The following is a 22583-nucleotide window of genomic DNA, read 5'->3' as shown; positions in this document are numbered from 1 at the left end:
CGCACGATGTCGAACCCGAAGCTCAGCAAGATCCTGGTCGCCAGCCACAATGCCGGCAAGATCTCCGAAATCCGCGACCTGTGCGGCCCGCTCGGCATCGAGGTCACCTCGGCGGCCGAGCTGGGACTGCCCGAGCCCGAGGAAACCGGCGACACCTTCGAGGCCAATGCGGCAACCAAGGCGCTGGCCTCGGCACGGGCCTCCGGCCTGATCGCGCTGTCGGACGATTCCGGCCTGGTGGTCGATGCGCTCGACGGCGCGCCCGGGGTCTACACCGCTGACTGGGCGACGCTGGAAGACGGCAGCCGGGATTTCGCGGTGGCCATGGGCAAGGTCGAGGATGCGCTCAGAGCCCGCGGCGCCGACACCGATGCCAAACGCACCGGTCGGTTTGTCAGCGTGCTGTGCCTGGCCACGCCCGAGGGCGAGGTCAGCTTCTATCGCGGCGAAGCGCCGGGCGTTCTGGTCTGGCCGCCGCGCGGCAGTCTCGGTTTCGGCTATGATCCGGTGTTCCGTCCTGATGGCCATACGAGGACATTCGGCGAAATGCCGGCTGAGGAAAAGCACGGCTGGAAGCCCGGCCAGGCGACAGCGCTTTCGCACCGCGCAAAGGCGTTCAAGCTGTTTGCCGAACAGTGCCTCGGCGTGCCGGCCACGTGAACGCTTCTTCGCAATTGACCGACGCCATAGCGCCCGATACCGGCAAGCCCGGCTTCGGGATCTATCTGCATTGGCCGTTCTGTGCCGCAAAATGCCCCTATTGCGATTTCAACTCCCATGTCCGCCATGCCGGCGTTGACCAGAAGGCCTATATCGAGGCCTTCAGCCGGGAGATCGCCGCTATGCGGGAGATATCCGGTCCGCGGGTGGTCACCAGCATGTTCTTCGGCGGCGGCACGCCATCGCTGATGGCGCCCGACACGGTGGCAGCGATCCTGGACACCGTGCGCGCGGCCTGGGTGGTTCCGGAAGGAATCGAGATCACGCTCGAAGCCAATCCATCAAGCGTCGAGGCCGACCGCTTCCGCGGCTATCGCGATGCCGGCGTCAACCGGGTGTCGATGGGCGTGCAGGCGCTCAATGATCCCGATCTCAAAAGGCTGGGCCGGCTGCATGACCGCGCCGACGCGCTGAAGGCGATCGGCCTGGCGCGCGACATCTTTCCGCGCATGTCCTTTGACCTGATCTATGCCCGGCCCGACCAGACGGCGGAGGCCTGGGCGCTGGAGCTCAAGGAGGCGATCGGACTGGCCGCCGATCATCTGTCGCTGTATCAGCTGACGATCGAGGAAGGCACGCCGTTTTACGGGCTGCACAAGGCCGGCAAGCTGATCGTGCCCGATGGCGAATTGTCGGCGGAGCTCTACGAGCTGACCCGCAGCGTCTGCGAAGACCACGGCATGCCGGCCTATGAGGTGTCCAACCATGCCCGGCCCGGTGCGGAGAGCCGACATAATCTGACCTATTGGCGCTATGGCGATTATGTCGGGATCGGCCCCGGGGCCCATGGCCGGCTGTCCACAGCCGCCGGCAAGATTGCCACGGCGACCGAACGCATGCCGGAAAAATGGCTTGAACTGGTGGCGCAAAACGGTCACGGCATGGTCGAGACCAGCGAACTCAGCCTGGCCGAACAGGCCGATGAACTGCTGCTGATGGGACTGAGGCTGCGCGAAGGCATCGACCTCAAGCGCTGGCAGGCGCTGTCGGGCCGCTCGCTTGATCCCGACCGCACCGCATTCCTGATCCATCACGGCATGATCGAGGAGATGACAGCGGAGCGGATCCGCTGCACGCCTCAGGGCATGCTGGTGCTCGATGCAGTGGTGGCCGATCTGGCGTTCTGAGCCGCAAGGACGCGCACAGAGGCTGTAACGCCCCGCACTTCTATGCGGTTTGCTGCGCCCAGACCGATTCGGGAAGAAAGTTCACCGCCTCGGTCTGCGACACCGGGCGGGAGAAGTAATAGCCCTGGACCAGATGTCCGCCGAGCTTTTTCACCGCAGCCAGCTCCGCCTCGGTTTCCACCCCTTCAATGACGCAGCCCAGCCCCATGTCGGAACTCAGCGCCAGCAGGGATTTGACAATCTTGTAGCTGGCCGGGATCTTGTCGAGGTCGGAGACGAAGCTGCGGTCGATCTTGATCTTGGTCAGGGGCAGCGCGTGAAGCTGGCTGAGGCTGGAAAACCCGGTTCCGAAGTCATCGAGCGCAATGCCGCAGCCGAGCCGCTTGAAGACCTCGATCGCGGCCTTGGCCTGGCTGAAATCATACATCATCGCGGTTTCGGTGATTTCGAGATCGACCCTTCTGGGGTCAATTCCGCTCGACAGGATGATGCCGACAATCGAGGCGACGCTGTCGGATGAGCTGATGTCATGGGTCGACAGGTTGAACGACAGGCCGACCTCTTCGGGCCAGTCCATGGCGGCCGCAAGCGCTTTGCGGAACAGCACGCAAGTCAGCGCATTGACCACGCCGATGCGCTCGGCAACGGGAATGAACAGGCCCGGCGACACATTGCCCATCACCGGGCTGGACCAGCGAGCCAGGGCCTCGAAGGTGCGGGTCTGCCGGGTGTGAATGTCGATGATCGGCTGGAAGAACACATCCATCTCGGATTCGAGATCGGCATAGCTCAGCGCCTGCTCGATCTCGTTGTTCTTCTCGATTTCGACAATATGACTGTCGGAGAACAGCAAGGCATGACCGCGGGTGGAGCGCTTGCTCTGATACAGGGCATAGTCGGCGCGTCCGTAGAGCTCTTCCGCATTGGCTGCCAGTTCCGGATAGACCGCAAAACCGATCGATCCGGAGAGCTGCACCGTCGCATCGGCAAGATAGAAGGGAATACGCAGCGCCGCGCAGACCCTTTCGCCCAGCTCGAGCAACTCGGCATCGTCGGGGCAATCGATCACCGTGAGCGCAAATTCGTCACCGCCAAGCCGGGAAATATGGGTGGTCTCGTCGGCAAGGGCGGCAAGCCGGAGCCCGACCTCGACCAGCAACTGGTCGCCGACCATATGGCCGTAGAGATCATTGATCGGCTTGAAGCCGTCGAGGTCGATGACACCGACGGCGAGCCGCGGGCTCTCGTCCTTCTCGAATTGCTCGGCAAGATGGGCGAAAAACTGGCGGCGATTGGCAAGCCCGGTCAGGCTGTCGAGATTGGCCAGCCGGGCATTTTCCGTGTTGACCGCTTCCAGCTTGGTGCGCGCGGCGACAGCGCCGGAGAAATAGCGGAACTGCACCCGCACCACCATCAGCATGGCAGCGGACACCAGCACGGCATTGACGCCCATGCCGATGAAGGAGGTGATGCCGGAGAGGCAGAAACACATGATGAATGCGACATTGATGACAAAGGCCGCGATGAATGCCGCCGACGGCATCTGCTGCAGGCAGACAATGACGCCGATCCCGGTGATGGCGATGAAGAAGGCGATGTTGCCCTGCATGTAGGGATCGCCATAGGGGTAGAGCGCCGTCGCCCAGAATGTCAGGACCAGACACAGTACCAGCGCGAAGGCATTGGTCATCATCAGCGCCCTGCGGGCGGATGTGGCCGTGGGCACCACCTGTCTCGAACGCCACCAGCCGAAAAGGCGCAGACAGCAGATGGCTGAAAAACCCAGTGGCACATGGACCGAGAGCCATAGTGGCGCCGAGTCGTAGAAGGTGATTGCCAGCACCCATGAATTCATCAGCACGATGCAATACATCAACGGAACCTGGCTTGAGAAAACCTCAAACTGGGCCTTGTGCAGGTCATCATTTCCGGCCGAGACGGACATGAAACGCGCTATGCGGGCAAAGATTGTTTTCAGCACTTTGAGCAGCCGCCGCCTTGGTTGATCCGGGAATCCTACGCGTTCTTGCGGGATTGTACAAAGCGAGTGTTAAATTACTGTTCCGGTGTATGCATCGTGCATGCAACCTGGCCGACAGATGGCGGCGCTGTGCAAAAGCACTTGCGCGGTCAAAGCATCATGCGGCGCGCACGACAAATTCTAGTAAGGGGCGTTGCGAGCGCTAACCTGCAATCGGCGCCTGGACCTCAACTGCGGCAGGCCCCGCGCGGGGTGAACCCTGCATGAACGGGACGTTCAGACCGGGTTGCACAGCCATTGCCTAGGGTGGGTCATCGAACAACGACAGACCCCGACCAACCCAAGGAAAACGACCATGTTGAACAAAGCACTTATCGTCGCCGCCGCCGTCAGCATTCTGGCTTCCGGCTTTGCCAGCACTGCCGAGGCCGCATCCGGCAGCCAGCGCGACCATCGCAGCAAGGTCGTCGAGCGCGATCACCGCGGCCCGGAGACCCGCGACCACCGGACCAAGGTTGAGGTCCGCGATCACCGCAGCCAGCGCCGCAACGAGGTGGTCAAGGTCAACCGCGCCAAGCAATCCTGCAATACGGGCAAGCAGACACTGCGCGCCAATGGCTACAGATCGGTCAAGGCCACGGATTGCCAGGGCACCTCCTATGGCTACCGCGCAATGAAGGGCCACGGTATCTTCCAGGCCACGATGAATGCCTATAGCGGCAAGATGGATGTCAGGTTCGTCGGCATCGCCCGCTGAACCTTCGGTTCAAGCATAGGTCGACAAGGTGGTGGCCAGCAGGCCGCCGCCCTTTTTCGTTGCTGAGGGATCAGCGCCGGATACTGGTTCCCGCGTCGGCCAAATCCGAAATGCCGCTGCCGGCAGCCAATGCTGTTGTGGCCAAAGGGCGATTTTCTGCCTAAACACAGTGTGTGCCATCGGGTGGCACGTCGAGACGCCCCAACCCGGGACCGCAGCGGAGCGAAAATGACGCGCAAGACCTCAAAAGCTTCAACCGAGACCCAGAGCCAGGACGCAGCCGCCGCCGGGCAGGTAGCGCGGACTTTTCGCGTCGGCAGCCATGACATCGAGGCGCGGCCGGTGACGCCGGGGCTCTATCTGGTCTCCACCCCGATCGGCAATCTGGGCGACATGAGCCTGCGCGGACTGGAAACCCTTGCCGGCGCCGATATCATTGCCTGCGAGGACACCCGGGTCAGCCGGGTGCTGCTCAACCGCTACGGCATCGCCACCCGGCCCTATGCCTATCATGAACACAATGCCGAACGCGTCGGGCCGAAGCTGATGGAGGCGCTGGAAGCCGGCAAGAGCGTGGCGCTGATTTCTGACGCCGGCACGCCGCTGATCTCCGACCCCGGCTACCGGATCTCGCAGACCGCGATCGAGACCGGCGTACCGGTGATCCCGATCCCGGGCGCATCGGCGCCGATGGCGGCGCTGGTGGCCTCGGGCCTGCCCAGCGACGCATTCCTGTTCGCCGGCTTCCTGCCGTCCAAGGACAAGGCGCGGCGCGACCGGCTGGCGGGCTTTGCCACCACCGAAGCGACATTGATGTTTTTCGAAAGCCCGAACCGGCTGGCCGCGTGCCTGAAATCGGCTGCCGATGTGCTTGGCGCCGACCGTCCGGCCGCGGTATGCCGCGAGCTGACCAAGACCTATGAGGAAGTGCGGCGCGGCACGCTGGGCGCGCTGGCCGCGCAGTATGAGGACGAGGCGGTGCGCGGCGAGATCGTGCTGGTGATCGGCCCCGGCTCGACGCCGCTGCCGAGCGAGGATGATGTGGATGCGCTGCTGGTCCGGCTGGCAGCGGATCTGCCCGCAGGCAAAGCTGCGACCGAGGCCGCCCGGATCACGGGATTTCCCCGCAAGGACCTGTATCAGCGGCTTCTAAACATGAAGGATCCGGCTCGCGCAAACACTGAGTGAAAGGACACGGCGTGCCTTCGCAGGACAGACTCGACAGCCGGCGCCGTTCCGAGCGCAAGGGCCGCCGCGCCGAATGGGTCGCAGCTTTCGCGCTGATGCTCAAGGGTTACCGGATCCTGGGCCTGCGTTACCGCACCCCGGTGGGCGAGATCGACCTGGTGGCGCGCAAGGGCGATCTGATTGCCTTTGTCGAGGTCAAGGCGCGCAAGGATCTGGCTTCGGGGGTGGATGCGGTGAGCTATCCGGCGCAAAGGCGGATTGCGGCGGCAGCGGAGCTGTTCGTCAGCCGCCAGCCGGACTCGGCGAAACTGTCCTGGCGGCACGACATCATCATCGTCAGCCCGTGGCGCTGGCCGGTGCATCTCGAAGATGCCTTCTAGGGTCATCCAGCGTCAGCATGGCTGGTGCCGGGATGGCCGTGGAAAGACTGTCTAGCCCGGCATCACTGCGGTCTCAACGCCAGGAAAAGGCAAATGGCGCTGATGAGCCAGGGCACGGCCGCAAGCATCAGGAACTCCCCGTCCCAGTAATCGGCCAGGCCGACCCCGCGATTGGGTGAGCCGAGATTGTGGCTGCTTGCCAGCGCCACGATATAGGCCCAGCCGGCAACCGGTCCGGCAAAGCAGATCGCCGCGATGATGGAGAGAAACAGCTTCATCGTGCGACCATAGGATTGGCGGGCATGGCGGGCAAGCCCGAGCATCTGCATCCCGCCGCAAATCCCGTTCATCACGCCATGTGCGCGGGGCGGCGCGGCGGATGGATGTCCGGTGCCTTTGCTGTCGTCCGGTCCATAGCGCGGCGTCTCAGCAGCCATTTTGCCGCGCGCAGCGGCGCGCCGGCACACCAGGCCACCCCCTCGACGGCAAGATAGATCAGCCTGCTGCCCGTGCCGCCGTGCAGTTCCATGAATTCATCCTCCTCGCGCAGCGCCCGGGTTGACCTCACATGGGAAACGGGCCGTGCTCGCGCGCCCCTGATATGGATCTCGATCTGCATCTTTCTCTCCTGCTGGATGAGCCTGCGGCAATCCGGACGCCCCGGAACGGGAGGTGGGCTCGCGCCGGCGCTGCGGCGGGCTTGACCTGGTGGCAGGTTAGTGGCTGATTGGGTGGCGTGAAATGAAACAGTTTGAACAGGTCTTTTCATGGATGAAACGAAAAGCGAGTGGAGCGACCTGCGCCTGTTTCTCGCCGTGGCGCGCGAAGGCGGGCTCTCGCCGGCGGCACGAACCACCGGACGCAGCGCCGCGACGCTGGGGCGGCGGATGCTGGCCCTGGAGCGCGCCATCGGGCGCGACCTGTTTGTCCGGCATGAGCGTGGCTATGAGCTGACTGCCGATGCGCGGGCGCTGGTCGACGAGCTGACCGAGATCGAAACCCGCATCGGACGGCTGACGGCGCCGCCGGCAGAACAGGGCCGGCCGCTGGTGAAGATTTCCGCCGGAACCTGGACCACGCTGGTGCTGCTGGAAAACCTCGAGGAGATCACCGGCATCCCCGCCGATATCCGGCTGCGTTTCGTGTCAGCCGAATCGACGCTCGACATGGCGCATCGCGAGGTTGCCATCGGAATCCGCAACCGGCGGCCGAGCGACACCAACCTGGCCGGGCGCAGCCTGTCGCGGGTCGAATTCGCGCCCTATGCGAGGGCCGACGCTCCCGACCGCTGGATCAAGGTGATGGCCGAGACGCCCTCCGCGCGCTGGCTCGACAAGATGGTCGGCAATGACGGTGTCTGCGAGGTCAACGCGCCACGCAACAGCCTCGATCTGGCGCTGGCCGGCAAGGGCATCGCTCTGTTGCCGAGCTTCATCGGCGATCGCCAGCCGACATTGCGGCAGACCGGCGCCACCATCCCCGAGCTTGCCCATGACCGCTGGATCGTCAGCCATCAGGACGACCGCCATCTGCCCGAAGTCCGCCGCACCATCGACCGGCTGTGCCGGGTGCTGGAGACGCGCTAGCGCAAACGGTGGTGTGGTCTACAGATCCTTCACCAGCCGCAATGCATCGAAGATCGCCGCATGGGTGTTGCGCGCAGAGACCGCGTCGCCGATGCGAAACAGCTGGAAGACCCCCTGCTCATTGCGCTTTACCATCTGCGGAGCACCGGAAATCAGGGCGTCATGATCCACCGCGCCCCCATTCGAGCTCAGCGGCTTGAGCTCGAAATAGAGGTCATCAAGCGGCAGGGTGCCGTAATTGACCACGACCTGGTCATATTCCTTCTTGTCGCTGTGATCGCTGTAATCGGTGCCGATGGTCGCCACCAGCTTGTTGCCGTCGCGCTCGACACCGAGCAGACGCCGGGTGACGGTGAAGGTGACGTCCTTGTCCTGCAGCGCGCGCATATAGGGCACCAGGTTCATCGCCATGATCTCGGGCGCAAACACCCGGTCAGGCGTCATGATCTCAACCTTCGATCCGGCCACCGCGGCAATTTCGGCTGCCTGCAATGCCGGATGATCGCCGCTTTCATCATAGATCAGGATATGTTGGGCCGGCTTCACATCGCCCGAGATGATGTCCCATGAGGTGACCACATGCCGGGCCTCCTGACCGGACTCGTAGAGCTCGATGTTCGGCATGCCCCCGGTCGCGACAATCACCACATCGGGGTTGAGCGCGGTGACGTCATCGGCTTCAGCCCAGGTATTGAAGTGAAACACCACATCGCGGGCGGCGCATTGCGCCATGCGCCAGTCGATGATCGAAATCATCTCGCGCCGGCGCGGACTTCTGGCTGTCAGGCGGACCTGCCCGCCCGGATCCGGTTGCGCCTCGAAGACTATCACCTCGTGACCGCGTTCCGCCGCGACACGGGCCGCCTCAAGCCCCCCGGTCCGGCACCGACGACAACCACCCTGCGCTTGACCTCGGCCGGCGGAATCTCGTGCGGCATGGTCAGTTCGCGCCCGGTGGCGGCATTGTGGATGCACAGCGCATCGCCGGCCTGGTAGATGCGGTCAAGGCAATAGGTTGCGCCGACGCAAGGCCGGATGTCGTGTTCGCGGCCTTCGATGATCTTCCTGACGATATGCGGATCGGCCATGTGGGCGCGGGTCATGCCGACCATGTCGAGAAGCCCCGCCGCGATGGCATGGCGCGCGGTGGCGACATCGGGAATCTTGGCCGCATGGAATGTCGGCATGCCGGTGGCCTTCCTGACCTCGCCGGCAAAATCGAGATGCGGCGCGTTGGCCATGCCCTGGACCGGGATCAGGTCGGTCATCGCCGGGTCGGTGTGAATACGGCCGCGCACGACATTCAGGAAATCGAGCTGTCCGGTCGCGGCCAGCCGCCTGGAGATTTCCAGACCATCCGCCGCGGTGATGCCGCCCTTATGGGCCTCGTCGGCAGTGTATCTGAAGCCGACAATGAACCCGTCGCCGACACGCTTGCGCACCGCAGCGAGAACATCGAGGGGAAACCGCATGCGGTTTTCCAGCGTGTCGGCGCCGTAGGGACCGACGAGATCATTGGTCAGAGGCGACCAGAACTGGTCCAGCAAATGGCCATAGACCTGCAGTTCGATGCCGTCCATGCCGCCGGCCTTCATCCGCTCGGCGGCATCGGCGAAATCGGTGATGATGCGCTCGATGTCCCAATCCTCGATCAGCTTGGGAAAGCCGCGATGCGCGGGTTCGCGATGCTTGGAGGACGAGACCGTGGGCAGCCAGTCGGCCTTGTTCCACATCGTGCGCCGGCCAAGATGGGTGAGCTGGATCATCACCGCGCAGCCATGTTCATGACAGCCATCGGCCAGGTTCTGGATCCAGGGCACAACTTCGTCCTTGTAGGCCAGGATATTGTTGAAGACCGGCGGGCTGTCCTTGGACACGGCGGCCGAGCCTGCGGTCATGGCCAGGGCAACGCCGGCCCTGGCGCGCTCTTCGTGATAGGCGCGGTAGCGATCCTTCGGCATCCCGTCCTCGGGATAGGCCGGCTCATGGCTGGTGGTCATGATCCGGTTCTTCAATGTCAGATGCTTGAGTGTATAGGGCTGCAGCAATGGATCCTGGGACATCGGCTATCCTTCAAATCAGGGTCGCGTCAGGCGGTTTCCGGCGACCAGGGAGGGCACGAACAAATAATTGACATAGGTGTCAAGTGCAGTCTCGTTCAACATTGACACATGTGTCAAGTCGACTAGGTTTGCAGCATGACAGATTCCGCATCGCCCCGCCAACGCGGCTCCCGAGAGCTGTGGCTCGATGCCGCCTATGACCTCCTGATCCAGGGCGGCATCGATGCGGTCAAGATCATGCCGCTGGCCAAGCAGCTGAACCTGACCCGCACCGGCTTCTACTGGTATTTCAAGGATATCGCGGAACTGCACGACGCCATGATCCAGCGCTGGGAAGACATCAACACCGGCAATCTGGTTGCCCGCTGCACCGCCGAGGCGGACACGATCTGCGAGGCGCTGTTCAACCTGACCGATTGCTGGCTGGACCGGACGCTGTTTGATTCCGAACTGGATCTGGCCATCCGCAACTGGGCCCGCATCGACCCGGAGCTGCAAAAACGCCTCAACGCCGCCGACAGGCTGCGGATCAAGGCGGTCACGGAGATGTTCTTGCGCTTTGGCTATTCCCTGGAACAGGCGGAAGTGCGCGGCATGACCGTCATCTACACGCAGATCGGCTATATCTCGATGCAGGTGGAGGAAAACCGGGAGGAGCGGCTCCGGCGCGTGCAGCATTATGTCGAGCTGTTCGCCAGCGTGTCGCCGCAACCCGACGACATCGCCAGGTTCACCCGCCGCCACGGAATCGGCTGATTTTGCGGCGCGCGGCCCTCTGCCCACAGCCTGCGATTTCCAATTCCCTCCCCTCCCCCGTTGCAATCCCCCCACTGACACCCTATGTGGAACGATCAGATTGGCGGAGACTGCAGACCCATGAGCGGAATCAAGAATGTCGCGGTCCAGATGGACCATGTGAGCTCGATCACCATTGCCGGCGATTCCACCTTCGCCATGTCGCTGGAGGCGCAAAACCGCGGCTACAAGCTGTTTCATTACACGCCGGACCAGCTGTCGATGCGCAATGGCGAGATCGAGGCGGTTGCCGAGCCGATGATCCTGCGCGATGTCGAGGGCGACCATTTCGAGCTCGGGCCGCAAGAGAAGATCAATCTGGCCGACATGGATGTTGTGCTCTTGAGGCAGGATCCGCCTTTCGACATGGCCTATATCACCTCGACGCATCTGCTCGAGCGGGTTCACCCGAAGACGCTGGTGGTCAATGACCCGGCCTGGGTGCGCAATTCGCCGGAAAAGATCTTTGTCACCGAATTTGCCGACCTGATGCCCAAGACGCTGATTTCCCGCGACCCGGCGACGATCAACGCGTTCCGCGCCGAGGTCGGCGACATGATCCTCAAGCCGCTTTACGGCAATGGCGGCGCCGGGGTGTTCCACATCAAGCCCGACGACCGCAACCTTGCCTCGCTTCTGGAAATGTTTGCCCAGATGTACCGCGAACCCTTCATCGCGCAGGAATATCTGCCCTCGGTGCGGGCCGGCGACAAGCGCATCATCCTGATCGACGGCGAGCCCGTCGGCGCCATCAACCGGGTGCCGGCGGAGAGCGATGCGCGGTCGAACATGCATGCCGGCGGCCGCGCCGAACACAGCGAACTGACGCCGCGCGAGCAGGAAATCTGCGCCCGCATCGGACCATCTTTGAAAGAGCGCGGCTTCATTTTGGTCGGCATCGACATCATCGGCGACCTGATGACCGAGATCAATGTCACCTCACCCACCGGCTTGCGCGAGATCCAGAATTTCGGCGGCCCGGATGTGGCGGCGCTGTTCTGGGATGCGGTTGAATCCAAGCGCTGACAGCTCTGCGCCCTGCCCCTCCTGGTCAAATATTGAACAAAGCCCGGCCAAAGGCGTTGAACCCCTGACTTTAGACGCAAGGGGTGACGATGCGGCGTGTGGCGGCAACAGCAATTCTGGTTTTGTTGGGGTGGTGTGCCGGTTTTGCCGGCGCAGCGCAGGCCCAGCAAAACGGGACCGCGGATGCCTATTTCGAAACCGGGCCCCTCAATCCCGGTCTCGTCGACACCGTCCGCATCGACCGGGATACTCCGCAGGCAACTGTCGAGAGCTTTCTTCATCACAGCCGGGCCGGGAACTACGCGGCAGCGGCGCACCTGCTTGATCTCGGCGCAATCGAACCGGAAAGGCAGTCCAGCGTCGGCGCCGAGCGGGCGCGTCAGCTCGAGCAGATTCTCAACCGCAAGGTCTGGCTGAAATGGGAAGACATACCTGACAGGCGCGACGGGCTGGATGTCACGGCAAGCCCCAAGGAGCTGCTGGCGGGTGAGCCGCGACGATCGATCCGGCTGGCACTGATCGATCTTGATGACCGTCCGGTTCCGATCCGGCTGGAACGCGTCAAACCGGCGGGTGGCGATCCCGTCTGGGTGTTTGCAGCGCAGACGGTCGACAATCTGCCGGCGCTGGACAGGCTCTATGGCGAGAGCTGGCTCGAACGCTCATTGCCGGACTGGGCGCGCCAGCAGGTCACCGCCGGGCTGGCCGCCTGGCAAGTGATCGCCATACCCGTATTGCTGATCAGCTCGCTTCTGGCGGGCTGGTGTGTCTACCGCCTGCTGCGCGACGCCGGACAGCGGCTGGCACCGCGCTTTTCCGGCCGCCTGCTCGGACGGCTCGCGCTGTCGCTGGCGGTGCTGACCGGTGCAATCGTGGCCTATCTTGTGCAACGGCATTTGTTCGTGTTCTCGGCCACCATAGACACCTTTCTCGGGCCGCTGATGCTGCTGGTCCTTTTGGGCGGCGGACTGACCGTGTTCGTCCAGACCATCGACATGATCCTCGAACGCACCCTGATCCGGGACATTGCCGAGCTGGAGAAACCCGAAAACCGCGAGATGCGGGCGTTTCAGACCAATCTCTCCGCCTTTCGCCGCATCGGCATCGTGCTGGCGGTGGTGTTTGCCGCCGGCCTGCTGATGACCCAGATCAACCTTTTCGCCACCACCGGCGTGGCGCTGATCGGCTCGGCCGGGGTGGTGACGCTGATCCTGGCCTATGCGGCGCGTTCGGCGCTGAGCAACATCATGGCCAGCCTGCAGATCGCGATCTCGAAGACGGCGGCTGTCGGGGATTCGCTCTATTTCGAAAACCGCTGGTGCTATGTCGAGAAGATTAATTTCACCTATGTGCAGCTGAAGACCTGGGACAAGCGCCGCCTCATCGTGCCGGTGACCTATTTCGTGTCCGAACCGTTTGAAAACTGGACCAAGCGCGACCCGACAATGACCAAGGTTGTCCGGCTGCGGCTGCATCACAGCGCCGATGTCGATGCCTTGCGGGCCCGCTTCCAGCAGTTTGTGGAAAGCGATGACAAGGTCATCGACAAGGACGGTGCGCGGGTGCTCGTGGTCGACCATGATGCGACCGGCATGGTTGTGGGCTTTTACGCCACGGCAGAGGAACCGCTGACCGCCTGGACCATGGAATGCGAGTTGCGCGAAGCCATGCTCAAGGCGGCGAGAGAGCTCGAACTGGAACGCAGCGAGGGCATGCAGTATCTGCCGGCCGAGCGCGAAAGCAGGATCTCCGATTTCACCACGCGGACAAACGAGGACCAGGACAGCGACCGGCCCGGCGTGGAAGGGCCCTGAACTGGTTCCAGTCCCGGCCTCCTGGCGCAAATCCGCAACACACAGGTTCTCCTCGCACAACCGGGCACAACCGGAAACGCGCTATTGGTGTATTTTGTTTCCTTCTTGTTCTTGTTTTATTCCAGATATCGTGTTTCAATTCAACCTTGATCGCGCATGACGGGCATTGCCGGGATCCGCCTTGCGCAGCACACAGGGGCAGGAGCATGGTTGCACGGGTCAGCACGGTTTCATTCCAGGGCATCGAGGCGGTGCCGGTCGACGTCCAGGTGATGGTGGCGCCGGGCAAGGTCAACATGCACATCGTCGGATTGCCGGACAAGGCGGTGGCCGAAAGCCGCGAGCGGGTGCAGGCCGCCCTTCATGCTTCCGGCCTGGCGCTGCCGGCCAAGAAAGTCACCGTCAATCTGGCACCGGCCGATCTGCCCAAGGAAGGCTCGCATTTCGACCTGCCGATCGCGCTGGGACTCATGGCGGCGCTGGGAGCTATCCCCGGCGATGCGCTGGACGGTTACGTGGTGTTGGGCGAACTCTCGCTCGACGGCACCATCGCCAGCGTTTCCGGCGCCCTGCCCGCCGCGATCGGCGCCAATGCGCTTGGCAAGGGCCTGATCTGCCCGTCGGGCAGCGGACCGGAGGCGGCCTGGGCCGGGGCCGATATCGACATTCTGGCGCCGCGCTCGCTGATCGCGATGGCCAATCATTTTCGCGGCACGCAGGTGCTGTCGCGCCCGGTGCCGGCGATGCGGGCGGCCCCCGCCGACATGCCGGACCTGTCCGATATCAAGGGCCAGGAAACCGCCAAGCGGGCGCTCGAGGTGGCTGCGGCGGGCGGGCATAATCTGCTGATGGTCGGACCTCCCGGATCGGGCAAATCGATGCTGGCAGCCCGGCTGCCATCGATCCTGCCGCCGCTGTCGCCGCCCGAACTTCTCGAGGTCTCGATGATCCACTCCATCGCCGGGCAACTGGCCGGCGGCAAATTGTCGGACCGACGGCCGTTTCGCGCGCCGCATCATTCGGCCTCGATGGCGGCGATGGTCGGCGGCGGCCTGCGGGCCCGGCCGGGCGAGGTGTCGCTGGCGCATAACGGCATCCTGTTTCTCGACGAGTTTCCCGAGTTCACCCCGCAGGTGCTGGATTCGCTGAGGCAACCGCTGGAAAATGGCGAGAGCGTCATTGCCCGGGCCAATCATCGCGTCAGCTATCCCGCCAATATCCAGCTGATCGCGGCGATGAACCCCTGCCGTTGCGGCATGGCTGGCGAGCCGGGGCATTCCTGCGCCCGTGGACCGCGCTGCCAGACGGATTATCAGGGCCGCATCTCGGGCCCGCTGATGGACCGGATCGACATCCGCATCGATGTGCCTGCGGTGACCGCCCAGGATCTGATCAGGCCGCAACCGGCGGAACAAAGCGCCGATGTGGCGGCCCGGGTTGCGGCGGCCCGGACAATGCAGCAGGCCCGCTACCGCGAGCTTGGCCGGCCCGATATCCGCACCAATTCGCAATGCTCGACATCGATGGTCGAACAGGTGGCCCGGCCTGATGCCGGCGGACAGGCGCTGCTGAGCGATGCGGCCGAAAAGATGCGGTTTTCGGCCCGCGCCTATCACCGCATTCTCAAGGTGGCGCGGACACTCGCCGATCTCGACGGCATCGAGACCGTCGGCCGGATCCACCTCGCCGAGGCGATCTCCTACCGGATCGCGGCGGAACGGGTAACGCAGGCGGCTTAAGCCGCGTCACACGCGCGGAGCGCTCCGGGTGAGCCCGCCGGTTCGGCGAAACGGCGAGCCCTCGGACTGAAGCGCAATTGCGCCTCAGCCAAGACCGTCAAACAGCGCCGTCGACAGATAGCGTTCAGCAAAGGACGGGATGATGACCACGATCTGCTTGCCGGCATTTTCCGGGCGCTGACCGATCTTGACGGCGGCAGCGAGAGCCGCACCCGAGGAAATGCCAACCGGCAGGCCTTCCAGCTTGGCCACCCGGCGGGCCATCTCAAAGGCTTCGTCATTGGTCACCTTTGCAACCTCGTCATAGATGGCGGTGTCGAGAATAGCCGGCGCGAAACCGGCGCCGATGCCCTGGATCTTGTGCGGTCCGGGATTGCCGCCCGACAGCACCGGGGAATCGGCCGGTTCGACGGCGACGATCTGCACGCCGGGTTTCCTGGCCTTCAGCACCTGGCCGACGCCGGTGATGGTACCCCCGGTGCCGATGCCGGAGACCAGAATATCGATGCCGCCCTTGGTGTCGTTCCAGATTTCCTCTGCGGTGGTCTTGCGGTGGATCTCCGGATTGGCAGCGTTTTCGAACTGCTGCGGCATTACCGAGTCAGCGATCTCGCCGAGTAATTCCTCGGCCCCGGCGATGGCGCCCTTCATGCCCTTGGGGCCTTCGGTCAGCACCAGCTCGGCGCCGAGCAGGGCCAGCATCTTGCGGCGCTCGATCGACATGGTTTCAGGCATGGTCAGGATCAGCCGGTAGCCCTTGGCGGCAGCGGCAAAGGCCAGCGCGATGCCGGTGTTGCCCGATGTCGGCTCGATCAATGTGGTCTTGCCCGGCGCGATCCGGCCTTCGGCTTCGAGCGCCTCGATCATGGCAACGCCGATGCGGTCCTTGACAGAGGCGAGCGGATTGAAGAATTCGAGCTTGGCCAGAAGCTCGGCCTTGACGCCATCGGCAGCCGCCAGCTTGGAGAGCCGGACGATCGGCGTGTTGCCGACAGTGTCGATGATCGAATCGTAAATGCGGCCGCGACCGGGCGTTTCAGCTGAATGTTCGGACATCACAGAACTCCTTGTTGGTTGCCGTGACTGTAGACGCCGCACGACAGCCGGGCCAGTCATTGCGCTCAACGGCGATGACCACAGACGCAAAATAATACCCCTGCCCGATGCGGGTGTGGAAATTCTTTCTGGGAAAAACCAACACCAGGCTCAGCGGACGAGAAAACCACCCGCCAGCGCATCGTCATCCTCGACGATGAATTCGGCCTTGCCGAAATAGAACGCCCGGCCCGAGACCCGCGCGGTGATGGCTGCGTGCGGCCCGCAGGTGGTCAGCGAGGCGACCGCGCCCGAAAAGCGGCTGCCGATGATGCTTTCAAAGATCCGAGCCTGGCCGATGGCGATCTGGCCGCGGGCACGCATGGCGGCAAGTCGTGCGGTAACGCCGGAGCCGGTGGGCGAGCGGTCGACCTGGCGATCGGCAAAGACACAGATATTGCGGGTCGGCTGATCCGACCAGGCGTCGCGGCCATCGGTGAGGATGGTGCCATAGAGAAAGGCCAGATCATCGGCGTCGGGGTGGCTGAGTTGAATGGTTTTCTGAATTTCCCGGGTCAGCGCATCGGCAGCATCGACAAAGCCTGCCACCGGATCACGGCCGAATTTCAGCCCGAACTGGCGCGCGTCGGCCAGCGCATAGAACGCGCCGCCATAGGCGATGTCGAAACTGATCTTGCCCCAATGGCCCAGCGTCATAGCCTTGTCGCGGGCAAACAGGAATGACGGCACGCTCTCAAAACTGACCTCGGCAGCCTTGCCATCATGCATGGTGACTTCAGCGCGGACCAGGCCGCAGGGGCATTCGATATTGACGATTGTCACCTGTTCACCGGGCGGCACCAGGCCCTGATCCACCGCATAGCGGCCGAGCGCCACAATGGCGTGGCCGCACATGGTGGAATAGCCCTCATTGTGCATGAACAGCACCGCCAGATCGGCGCCGGGCAGGTCCGGCTCGACCAGCAGCGCGCCATACATGTCTGCGTGCCCGCGCGGCTCGAACATCAGGACTTTTCTGAGATGATCGAGATGATCACGGACAAAAGCACGCTTTTCGAGGATGGTGCCCTTGGGCAGATCGGGATAACCACCGTTGACAATGCGCAGCGGCTCGCCGCCGGTGTGCATGTCGGTGACTGTGAGAGCGCCGCTCATAACGCGCCGGTTGAACCGAAACCGCCGGCGCCGCGGGCGGTCTGGCTGAGCGTGTCTTCGAGAACCAACCGGGCCTGCACCACCGGGGCGATGACCAGCTGGGCGATGCGCATGCCGCGGCTGACGGTGAAGGGCTCGGCGCCGAGATTGGCGAGGATCACCTTGACCTCGCCGCGGTAGTCGCTGTCGATGGTGCCGGGGGTGTTGAGGCAGGTGATGCCGGATTTGAGCGCCAGCCCGGAGCGCGGCCGGACCTGGCCTTCAAAGCCAAAGGGGATTTCCATGACCAGGCCGGTGGGCACCGCAAAACGACCGCCGGGTGCAAGCGTCAGCGGGGCATTGTCTTCGACGGCGGCGCGCAAATCCATGCCGGCGGACCCCGGGGTTTCATAGGCCGGCAGATCGAGGCCTTCTCCATGCGGCAGGCGGACAATCCTGAGCTCCGGGGTGGACTCCGGGACGGGCCGGGACGGGGAAACGGGCTGGGTCATGGCGCGAGCTTTTACCCTTGGCGGGCCAAGGTCAATTGCATGGCGGGCGGCAAGCGGTTAGAAGGCAGCGCCATCAACAGGAATTCGCCACCGATGCCCGATACACTTGCCGAGGAGGTCGGCCGCCGTCGCACCTTCGCCATCATCTCGCACCCGGACGCCGGCAAGACGACGCTGACCGAAAAACTTTTGCTGTTCGGCGGCGCGATCCAACTGGCCGGCGAGGTGAAGGCCAAGAAAGACCGGATCCAGACCCGGTCGGACTGGATGAAGATCGAGCGCGAGCGCGGCATCTCGGTGGTCACCTCGGTGATGACCTTCGAGTATGGCGGGCATGTGTTCAATCTGCTGGATACGCCGGGGCATGAGGACTTTGCCGATGATACATACCGGACGCTGACGGCGGTGGACGCGGCGGTGATGGTGATCGACGCGGCCAAGGGCATCGAGCCGCGGACGCTGAAGCTGTTCGAGGTCTGCCGGCTCCGCGACATCCCAATCATCACCTTCATCAACAAGATGGACCGCGAGGCGCTCAACCCGTTCGAGCTCCTGGACGAGGTCGAGCAGAAGCTGGCGCTCGATTGCGCGCCGATGACCTGGCCGATCGGTCAGGGGCGGTCGTTTTCGGGCACCTATCATCTGGCGAAATCGGCGATCCGCAAATCCGACAGCGAGACCGGGCTGACGCCGGTGAACGGGCCGGAATCGGACCAGGTGGCAGGGCTGCTGCCGGAGAACGAGCGAGCCACCTTCATCGAGGAGGCGAGCCTGGCGGTGGAGGCCTGCAAACCGTTTGATCTGGAAAGCTTTCGCGAAGGGCATCTGACGCCGGTCTATTTCGGCTCGGCTCTCAAAAATTTCGGCGTGCGCGACCTGATCAATGCGCTGGGCGAGCTGGCGCCGCCGCCCCGGGCGCAAGTTGCCGACACCCGGACGGTGGAAGCGACCGACCCGAAAATGACGGCGTTTGTGTTCAAGATCCAGTGCAAACATGGACCCCAATCACCGCGACCGGATCGCCTTCGTGCGGGTCTGTTCGGGCACGCTGGAGCGCGGCATGAAGGCGCGGCTGGCGCGCACCGGCAAGCCGCTGAGCCTGTCGGCGCCACAATTCTTCTTTGCCTCGCAGCGGCAGATTGCCGACACGGCCTATGCCGGCGACGTGGTCGGCATTCCCAATCACGGCACGCTTCGGATCGGCGACACGCTGACCGAGGGCGAGGCGCTGGTGTTCCAGGGGGTGCCGAACTTTGCGCCGGAAATCCTGCGCCGGGTCAGGCTCGAGGATGCGATGAAGGCCAAAAAGCTGAAGGAGGCGCTGCAGCAGATGGCCGAGGAAGGCGTGGTGCAGCTGTTTTCGCCCGAGGATGGATCGCCGGCGATTGTCGGCGTGGTCGGCGCGCTGCAGCTCGACGTGCTGAAGGAACGGTTGTCGGCCGAATATGGCCTGCCGGTGAGTTTCGAAATGGCGCGGTTTTCGGTCTGCCGCTGGATTTCCGCCGCCGACAGGACCGAGCTCGACCGCTTTGTCACCAGCCATCGCGGCGACATCGCCCGCGATCTCGACGGCGACCCGGTGTTCCTGGCCGCCGACCAGTTCTCGCTCGGCTATGAATCGGACCGCTGGAAGCAGATCGACATGGTGGCGATCAAGGAATATCACGTCGCCAAGGCGGCCTGAGCGGACATATTTGGCTTGACGGAACGTGCCATAATTGGCACAATCTCACAGCCATGATGGATCGGTCAAAGAAGCTTGCTGCCCGGTTTTACCAATCGGCAGCGGGGCGCCATCCGGTACGTGACTGGCTGCTCGAACTCGGCACCGATGACCGGCGCACGATTGGCAAGGACATCCAGAAGGTGGAATTCGGCTGGCCGTTGGGACGGCCGCATTGCGCGCCGCTGGGCCAGGCGCTGTGGGAAGTGCGCAGCAGCCTTAAGAGCAATCGCATTGCGCGGGTGATCTTTTGCATGCGCGAAAGCGAGATGATCCTGCTGCACGGTTTCATCAAGAAAACCCAAAAGACGCCGAAACCGGATATCGACCTTGCCCGCAGCCGCATGAAGGAGATTGAATGATGCAAGACAGCGAGAAGAGTGGTGTGAGCGAGGAGACATTTGACGAATTCCTTTCCAGCCAGGGCATGCTTGAGGACTGCGAAGACCGCGCCATCAAGGAGATCATCGCTGGCCAGCTGGCGGAAGCGATGAAAGAGCAGGGCATCAGCAAGACCGCGATGGCGGCGCGGATGAAAACCAGCCGTCGCCAGCTTGACCGTCTGCTTGACCCGGCAAGCTCGTCGGTAACGCTGGATACGCTGCGGCGCGCGGCCAGCGCCGTGGGGCGCACCTTGCGCATTGAACTGGCCTGAGCGGCTGACCGGCTGAGCCGGCCCGGGGCGGCTGGGCCGCGGCTCCGCTGACGAGCAGACACGCCGAAAAGTCCGCGCGCGGCCTGGTGCCGCCGAGGGTTTGGGAGTGTCTGGCATCCGGGTTGAAAACATCCGGATTGCGGGGCACGGGCGACAGGCCCGTGAGAAAGAGGTGGTGGTTTGGCGCAGTCGCCCGCGCCCCGCCAGTGATGGCGCCCCTGCCTTCCGGGCACGGGCGGGCATCCGAATGACGAAGGTCTCACGACAGTCCCTGGCGGTTTCGTTGTGTTCGGCCGTACCGGCGACCGAACCCGCCTGTGCCCGAACCGCTCCCGGTCTCAATACCGTCCAGCGCATTCAGGCCTTGTCAGGACCGGCGTCAAAGCTGACGCCGCCGGTGCTGGCGCGGACCAGCAGGCTCCGGTTCCGGCGGTGGGTCTGTGCGGTTCAACGTGCAGATCCCTGTGATCTGCCCCGCCAAAACGCCCGCCGGGGTGTTTCCTCCGCAAGCTTTTGCCAACGCGATTCGGCTCCGCGCCGCAAAACTCACCGCCTTCCGCCAACCAGGGTTCCGTAGGCCCCGGCCATCCGTGTGAACGGAAGGTGGAGGAAGTATCGCATGGGGGCAAAGGGTGTGGAAATTTTGGGGGATATTTTGGGGGGCCTTATGGAGGGACCGCACAACCTCCAGACCTTATTGATTAATTGGAATTCTGCGGCAAATGTCCATATTGGGAGAACGCGCCTTTTGCTCCGTCTTCGATAAGAAACTAAGGTGCGGCCGATAGTGGTCTGTCCGCTTCAAGCTTTATTTTTGTGGAATTCTACATCGAGACAGGTAAATTGGCTTTGATCGATGAATACCATTTACTGATCGCGTAGGAGGGGTGACCTATCGCTTGAAGGCCTTGGAAACTTCGCCTTCGGGGAAAACTTCTGGATAAACTGCCCATATTTTCTATTGAACTTTTGGCTTCTGAAAATCGACGACATGTTCCGTTCGCATACGGCTTGCAAGGCTGTTTCCGGCCTGCCCAAACATGGGCATATACCTTCGGTGGTTAGGGATTTCTCGTTCTGTCTCGTTGACGACAATGAAACCCGCCAACATCGCTGCCCGCTTCAATAGCTCACTATTTTGGACGTATGTCCCGCGTATCGTTGAATTTCCGATTACATAGGTCCCGATTGCTCCGGGTTTTAAAACTCGATACGCCTCTTTAGTCTGAGCGGTCAGATCAACGAAGTATCTATCCAACATCCTTTTATTTTTTAGATTTAGCTCGGCTAATCCCAGCTGTGCTAGTAATACATCAAAATCCGTAGCTAAACTGACATTGAGAGCTCTTTCTGCACCAATTGATGTTGATCGAATACTTCGCAACCTCACCAGGTCATAACCTAACCAAACAAGCGACAATCGATGTCCACGCATGTAATCGATGGCATTTAAATACGGAGGAGATGTAACGATACAGTCGATCGAGTCATTTTCAACGACGGTAAGATTTCTTGCATCACCGAGGTGCGTTTGGGCGGGAACTTCGATACCATCGGCATCAAGAGCACTAAGAATGTGAGCAAGCGACGCCGGCAGTGCCGCCAATATATCAAAGCTATTTTCTATGATTGTTCTATGTGGACGACTATGAGCCGTATCTCTTGCTAAGGATGCCTTGGGTTCCTTTGTTACTATCAATCTCGACAGGGCGACCTTTAAAATATCGGCGACATGCGCGGAAACTGGAATTGGATTCACGATGAGGTTAAACGAAAGCTTCCGTAGTTGCCTGCGCTGCATCGGAGCAAACCAGAATTCTGCAAAGTCCGAAGTTTCTTGGTGCTCGTCCATCCATGGTAGGCAAACGGTGTCGCTGGTTCTCGAGCATTCTTCCAGAAGCATTTCCAGTGCACTTGTCACCTCTTTTTCATTGACCGGTGTAGCCCCAACCCTCGCAATAAGTTCGGCAAGCGGGTCCATATCTATACCAACGGCTCTGACACCATTTCGAGCAGCTTGGGACAACACCATGCCCGAGCCAGCCATTGGATCCAAAATTGTGTCACCGGGTGACATCATTTGAATCTTGTAGAGAGCAATTTCTGGCGCCATACGTGCCGGGAAAGGGTGAATATGCTTCATCGACTTACAAACTTTTCTATGTGGCTATTTAGTATTTCCGGTAGGCTGTTTCTGGATACGCGTCTATCAAGCGTTCCATCATGTCCCTTTATCTGGTACATTTGATTGTGACGCCGACGTATCGAAACACCCTCTTGAAGTTCGAAATTTTCGTCAAGCACCTTCCGCATTTCCGTATACGGCA

General features: G+C 62.4%; 19 protein-coding genes and 2 pseudogenes. 13 read left to right on the top strand and 8 right to left on the bottom strand.

Translation table 11 applies throughout. From position 1 onward, the window contains the following. Positions 1-6 precede the first annotated feature (6 nt). Both OEG82_RS03915 and hemW read left to right on the top strand, forming a co-directional pair. Positions 7-660: a non-canonical purine NTP pyrophosphatase gene (locus OEG82_RS03915; RefSeq protein WP_267611166.1), complete on the top strand. Its 654-nt coding sequence runs from the start codon at positions 7-9 to the stop codon at positions 658-660. Then, positions 657-1847, top strand: a complete 1191-nt coding sequence (hemW, locus tag OEG82_RS03910; RefSeq protein ID WP_267611165.1) for a radical SAM family heme chaperone HemW — start codon at positions 657-659, stop codon at positions 1845-1847. The genes OEG82_RS03915 and hemW overlap by 4 nt, the downstream gene beginning before the upstream one ends. Positions 1848-1887: 40 nt before the next feature. Here the strand turns inward: hemW and OEG82_RS03905 are convergent, their stop codons facing one another. Beyond that, the gene (locus tag OEG82_RS03905) at positions 1888-3828 is read right to left on the bottom strand and encodes a putative bifunctional diguanylate cyclase/phosphodiesterase (RefSeq protein WP_267611164.1); all 1941 of its coding nucleotides are present in this window, start codon (positions 3826-3828) and stop codon (positions 1888-1890) included. A 355-nt stretch (positions 3829-4183) separates the two neighbouring features. Between OEG82_RS03905 and OEG82_RS03900 the strand changes: the two genes are divergently transcribed. The 3 genes from OEG82_RS03900 to OEG82_RS03890 all read left to right on the top strand — a co-directional run bounded on the left by OEG82_RS03900 (position 4184) and on the right by OEG82_RS03890 (position 6153). Beyond that, entirely contained in the window at positions 4184-4585 is a 402-nt protein-coding gene (locus OEG82_RS03900) for a hypothetical protein (RefSeq protein ID WP_267611163.1), read from the top strand. 228 nt (positions 4586-4813) lie between these two features. After that, positions 4814-5773 carry a 16S rRNA (cytidine(1402)-2'-O)-methyltransferase gene (gene rsmI, locus OEG82_RS03895; protein ID WP_267611162.1) on the top strand — a complete coding sequence of 320 codons (960 nt, stop codon included), beginning with the start codon at positions 4814-4816 and terminating at the stop codon, positions 5771-5773. A gap of 11 nt (positions 5774-5784) precedes the next feature. Beyond that, positions 5785-6153 (top strand): YraN family protein, encoded by a 369-nt coding sequence (locus OEG82_RS03890; RefSeq protein ID WP_267611161.1) that lies wholly within the window; start codon positions 5785-5787, stop codon positions 6151-6153. A 62-nt stretch (positions 6154-6215) separates the two neighbouring features. On the opposite strand, the gene OEG82_RS03885 is transcribed toward OEG82_RS03890, so the two are convergent. Together OEG82_RS03885 and OEG82_RS03880 are read right to left on the bottom strand one after the other, a co-directional pair. After that, on the bottom strand, positions 6216-6503 hold the full coding sequence (locus tag OEG82_RS03885) for a hypothetical protein (RefSeq protein WP_267611160.1): 288 nt from the start codon (positions 6501-6503) through the stop codon (positions 6216-6218). Further along, positions 6503-6772, bottom strand: a complete 270-nt coding sequence (locus OEG82_RS03880; protein WP_267611159.1) for a hypothetical protein — start codon at positions 6770-6772, stop codon at positions 6503-6505. Before OEG82_RS03880 ends, OEG82_RS03885 begins: the two co-directional genes overlap by 1 nt. A 148-nt stretch (positions 6773-6920) precedes the next feature. Between OEG82_RS03880 and OEG82_RS03875 the strand changes: the two genes are divergently transcribed. Next, the gene (locus OEG82_RS03875) at positions 6921-7739 is read left to right on the top strand and encodes a LysR family transcriptional regulator (RefSeq protein ID WP_267611158.1); all 819 of its coding nucleotides are present in this window, start codon (positions 6921-6923) and stop codon (positions 7737-7739) included. 18 nt (positions 7740-7757) lie between these two features. Here OEG82_RS03875 and OEG82_RS03870 read toward each other — a convergent pair. Continuing rightward, positions 7758-9802: pseudogene (locus OEG82_RS03870) on the bottom strand (oxidoreductase). Between the two features lie 135 nt (positions 9803-9937). Between OEG82_RS03870 and OEG82_RS03865 the strand changes: the two are divergent. From OEG82_RS03865 to OEG82_RS03850, 4 genes are all read left to right on the top strand, one after another. Next, a complete protein-coding gene (locus OEG82_RS03865; RefSeq protein WP_267611157.1) occupies positions 9938-10558 on the top strand; it encodes a TetR/AcrR family transcriptional regulator in 621 nt (206 codons plus the stop codon). A 120-nt stretch (positions 10559-10678) separates the two neighbouring features. Next, positions 10679-11623, top strand: coding sequence for a glutathione synthase (gene gshB, locus OEG82_RS03860; RefSeq protein WP_267611156.1), 945 nt, complete (start codon positions 10679-10681; stop codon positions 11621-11623). Between the two features lie 98 nt (positions 11624-11721). After that, positions 11722-13437 carry a mechanosensitive ion channel family protein gene (locus tag OEG82_RS03855; protein WP_267611155.1) on the top strand — a complete coding sequence of 572 codons (1716 nt, stop codon included), beginning with the start codon at positions 11722-11724 and terminating at the stop codon, positions 13435-13437. Positions 13438-13643: 206 nt separating this feature from the next. After that, entirely contained in the window at positions 13644-15176 is a 1533-nt protein-coding gene (locus OEG82_RS03850) for a YifB family Mg chelatase-like AAA ATPase (protein ID WP_267611154.1), read from the top strand. Between the two features lie 84 nt (positions 15177-15260). Here OEG82_RS03850 and cysK read toward each other — a convergent pair whose 3' ends face one another. The 3 genes from cysK to dut all read right to left on the bottom strand — a co-directional run bounded on the left by cysK (position 15261) and on the right by dut (position 17878). After that, the gene (cysK, locus tag OEG82_RS03845; protein ID WP_267611153.1) at positions 15261-16232 is read right to left on the bottom strand and encodes a cysteine synthase A; all 972 of its coding nucleotides are present in this window, start codon (positions 16230-16232) and stop codon (positions 15261-15263) included. Positions 16233-16382: 150 nt separating this feature from the next. Continuing rightward, positions 16383-17387: a proline racemase family protein gene (locus tag OEG82_RS03840; RefSeq protein ID WP_267611152.1), complete on the bottom strand. Its 1005-nt coding sequence runs from the start codon at positions 17385-17387 to the stop codon at positions 16383-16385. Continuing rightward, positions 17384-17878 carry a dUTP diphosphatase gene (gene dut / locus OEG82_RS03835; RefSeq protein ID WP_267611151.1) on the bottom strand — a complete coding sequence of 165 codons (495 nt, stop codon included), beginning with the start codon at positions 17876-17878 and terminating at the stop codon, positions 17384-17386. Before dut ends, OEG82_RS03840 begins: the two co-directional genes overlap by 4 nt. A gap of 93 nt (positions 17879-17971) precedes the next feature. On the opposite strand from dut, the pseudogene OEG82_RS03830 reads away from it, so the two are divergent. From OEG82_RS03830 to OEG82_RS03820, 3 genes and pseudogenes are all read left to right on the top strand, one after another. Further along, positions 17972-19562, top strand: a pseudogene (locus OEG82_RS03830) (peptide chain release factor 3). Between the two features lie 53 nt (positions 19563-19615). Continuing rightward, positions 19616-19963 (top strand): type II toxin-antitoxin system RelE/ParE family toxin, encoded by a 348-nt coding sequence (locus OEG82_RS03825; RefSeq protein WP_267611150.1) that lies wholly within the window; start codon positions 19616-19618, stop codon positions 19961-19963. Then, entirely contained in the window at positions 19960-20256 is a 297-nt protein-coding gene (locus OEG82_RS03820; protein ID WP_425497531.1) for a helix-turn-helix domain-containing protein, read from the top strand. Before OEG82_RS03825 ends, OEG82_RS03820 begins: the two co-directional genes overlap by 4 nt. A gap of 958 nt (positions 20257-21214) precedes the next feature. Here OEG82_RS03820 and OEG82_RS03815 read toward each other — a convergent pair. Beyond that, on the bottom strand, positions 21215-22399 hold the full coding sequence (locus tag OEG82_RS03815; protein WP_267611149.1) for a class I SAM-dependent methyltransferase: 1185 nt from the start codon (positions 22397-22399) through the stop codon (positions 21215-21217). Positions 22400-22583 lie beyond the last annotated feature (184 nt).

The organism is Hoeflea ulvae, assembly GCF_026619435.1.
In the GTDB taxonomy this organism is placed as follows: Bacteria; Pseudomonadota; Alphaproteobacteria; order Rhizobiales; family Rhizobiaceae; genus Hoeflea; species Hoeflea ulvae.
This window is presented reverse-complemented; position numbering and strand designations above follow the sequence as displayed.

Excerpts from the sequence above, each read along its gene's own strand:
- OEG82_RS03880 (WP_267611159.1), bottom strand. The coding sequence starts at position 6,772 with ATGCAGATCGAGATCCATATCAGGGGCGCGCGAGCACGGCCCGTTTCC.
- OEG82_RS03825 (WP_267611150.1), top strand. The coding sequence starts at position 19,616 with ATGATGGATCGGTCAAAGAAGCTTGCTGCCCGGTTTTACCAATCGGCA.
- gshB (WP_267611156.1), top strand. The coding sequence starts at position 10,679 with ATGAGCGGAATCAAGAATGTCGCGGTCCAGATGGACCATGTGAGCTCG.
- cysK (WP_267611153.1), bottom strand. The coding sequence starts at position 16,232 with ATGTCCGAACATTCAGCTGAAACGCCCGGTCGCGGCCGCATTTACGAT.
- OEG82_RS03840 (WP_267611152.1), bottom strand. The coding sequence starts at position 17,387 with ATGAGCGGCGCTCTCACAGTCACCGACATGCACACCGGCGGCGAGCCG.
- rsmI (WP_267611162.1), top strand. The coding sequence starts at position 4,814 with ATGACGCGCAAGACCTCAAAAGCTTCAACCGAGACCCAGAGCCAGGAC.
- OEG82_RS03820 (WP_425497531.1), top strand. The coding sequence starts at position 19,960 with ATGATGCAAGACAGCGAGAAGAGTGGTGTGAGCGAGGAGACATTTGAC.
- dut (WP_267611151.1), bottom strand. The coding sequence starts at position 17,878 with ATGACCCAGCCCGTTTCCCCGTCCCGGCCCGTCCCGGAGTCCACCCCG.
- OEG82_RS03815 (WP_267611149.1), bottom strand. The coding sequence starts at position 22,399 with ATGAAGCATATTCACCCTTTCCCGGCACGTATGGCGCCAGAAATTGCT.
- OEG82_RS03875 (WP_267611158.1), top strand. The coding sequence starts at position 6,921 with ATGGATGAAACGAAAAGCGAGTGGAGCGACCTGCGCCTGTTTCTCGCC.
- OEG82_RS03885 (WP_267611160.1), bottom strand. The coding sequence starts at position 6,503 with ATGAACGGGATTTGCGGCGGGATGCAGATGCTCGGGCTTGCCCGCCAT.
- OEG82_RS03865 (WP_267611157.1), top strand. The coding sequence starts at position 9,938 with ATGACAGATTCCGCATCGCCCCGCCAACGCGGCTCCCGAGAGCTGTGG.
- OEG82_RS03900 (WP_267611163.1), top strand. The coding sequence starts at position 4,184 with ATGTTGAACAAAGCACTTATCGTCGCCGCCGCCGTCAGCATTCTGGCT.
- OEG82_RS03850 (WP_267611154.1), top strand. The coding sequence starts at position 13,644 with ATGGTTGCACGGGTCAGCACGGTTTCATTCCAGGGCATCGAGGCGGTG.
- OEG82_RS03915 (WP_267611166.1), top strand. The coding sequence starts at position 7 with ATGTCGAACCCGAAGCTCAGCAAGATCCTGGTCGCCAGCCACAATGCC.